1 protein-coding gene and 2 tRNA genes are annotated in these 1,612 nt (G+C 27.2%); all 3 read right to left on the bottom strand.

The window, feature by feature from the left end:
- Positions 1 to 676 precede the first annotated feature (676 nt).
- On the bottom strand, positions 677 to 916 hold the full coding sequence (locus tag NNC19_RS23375; protein WP_310941095.1) for a hypothetical protein: 240 nt from the start codon (positions 914 to 916) through the stop codon (positions 677 to 679).
- Positions 917 to 1,281: 365 nt separating this feature from the next.
- Positions 1,282 to 1,355: transfer RNA gene (locus NNC19_RS23380), tRNA-Arg, on the bottom strand.
- A gap of 181 nt (positions 1,356 to 1,536) precedes the next feature.
- Positions 1,537 to 1,610: transfer RNA gene (locus NNC19_RS23385), tRNA-Gly, on the bottom strand.
- Between the last annotated feature and the right edge of the window lie 2 nt (positions 1,611 to 1,612).

A 1,612-nucleotide genomic window follows, 5' to 3' on the forward strand; every position in this document is an offset into this window, starting at 1 on the left:
GCCAGGATCAAACTCTCAATAAAAAGTTTAATCTACTCAAAAAACTTACTCTAAAAGAATTGCTGGTTTTTAACTTAATCTATATCTGTTCAATTTTCAAAGATCTTGTCGCTTGTTAGCGACTTGTTTATATTATCACTCTTTAAGATTACTGTCAACATTTTTTTAGTGTTATTTCAACACTATTTTGTATGTTTTTTGTTTCATCTCGAAGACATTGACTATTCTATCATAGCTTGCTCACATCGCCTCAAATTTATGCTATATTATAGTTTATTATACTTTATATTCTGTTATTTTCTCATTTTTTGGAGTTATTTCTACTATTGATACACTTGGATAAGTTTATTTTGTTTTCTGATAAAACTTCTTATAAAACTTCTTATAAAACTTCTTATAATATGTACTAATATATATCAAAATATCTCACTATTAAGTTTACAACATGCACACAAAAGTTCAAAATTTAATATATGTAAAATACATATTTGTAATAACTAAAGTTCTAATACACCTACAAAAAAATAAAGACCATTAAATTTTGATCTCCACTTCTATTACTATTATTTTATTTTTTCAAATTCACTCTCATACTTTTTAGCTTCATCTGGAGCAACTTCCTTATTAATTCTCAATAAAGTTGTTCCACTAATATAACTATATTCAGATACTATACTCATTTTTTCCCAATAGAATCTATATACTCTTTTCTATTTTTTTCATCCTCTTTACTCTCAAATACTTCTATGCTTCCATTTGTAAAGTTAATTTTAGAAGTATATTGATTAGGTCTTCCCATTAATTTATTCTTATCATTTTCTTCTGTAGTCACTTCTACATTTTCAATAGCAAGTCCCGCTTCTTTTTGTTTATTTCCATATTCCTCTGCTGTAAGAGTTTTTTCTCCCCTCCACAACCTATTAATAAAAAATTGTTACCATACATAATAAACCACTAATTATTTTTTTCATTTTTCCCACTCCTTTATATATGCATTCAATAATTATACAGTAAATCATTATTTTTCCAATCAAATCATTTATCATAATAACAAAAAATCGAAATCAGAAATTTCATATTTATAATAGTCAAAAGGAAATTAATTTGTACTAGGGATCCAAATAGATCTTTGAAGTTTTTTAAGAGTTGTATTACGTCAAACAACATATAAATTTTATACATGCTCGCAAAAGAAAAGCCATTGATATTCTTAATGTGATAAAAATGTGTTTAAATATAAAACAATATTTCGATCAATCTAAGCTATATCAATGGTAACAGTGCTCCTAGAGGGATTCGAACCCACGGCATCAGGATTCGAAGTCCTGCACTCTATCCACCTGAGTTATAGAAGCATATATTTAATTATACTATATACTCAAAAATTATCCACATGTTTCTTTAATTTAAAAATATATATTGTGGATAATTTTTTAGGTTGTGAATAATCGTCTCAAACTTTACCTTATTAATTTATCCACTATTTCAATAAATCCACAAAAAAATAAAAGCAACCAATTGTTAAGTTGCTTTTTTTGGAGCGGGTAGTGGGAATCGAACCCACCTTTCCAGCTTGGAAGGCTGGAGTATTACCGATATACGATACCCGCAT

The organism is Clostridium sp. SHJSY1 (genome assembly GCF_031626875.1).
Lineage (GTDB): Bacteria > Bacillota > Clostridia > Clostridiales > Clostridiaceae > Clostridium.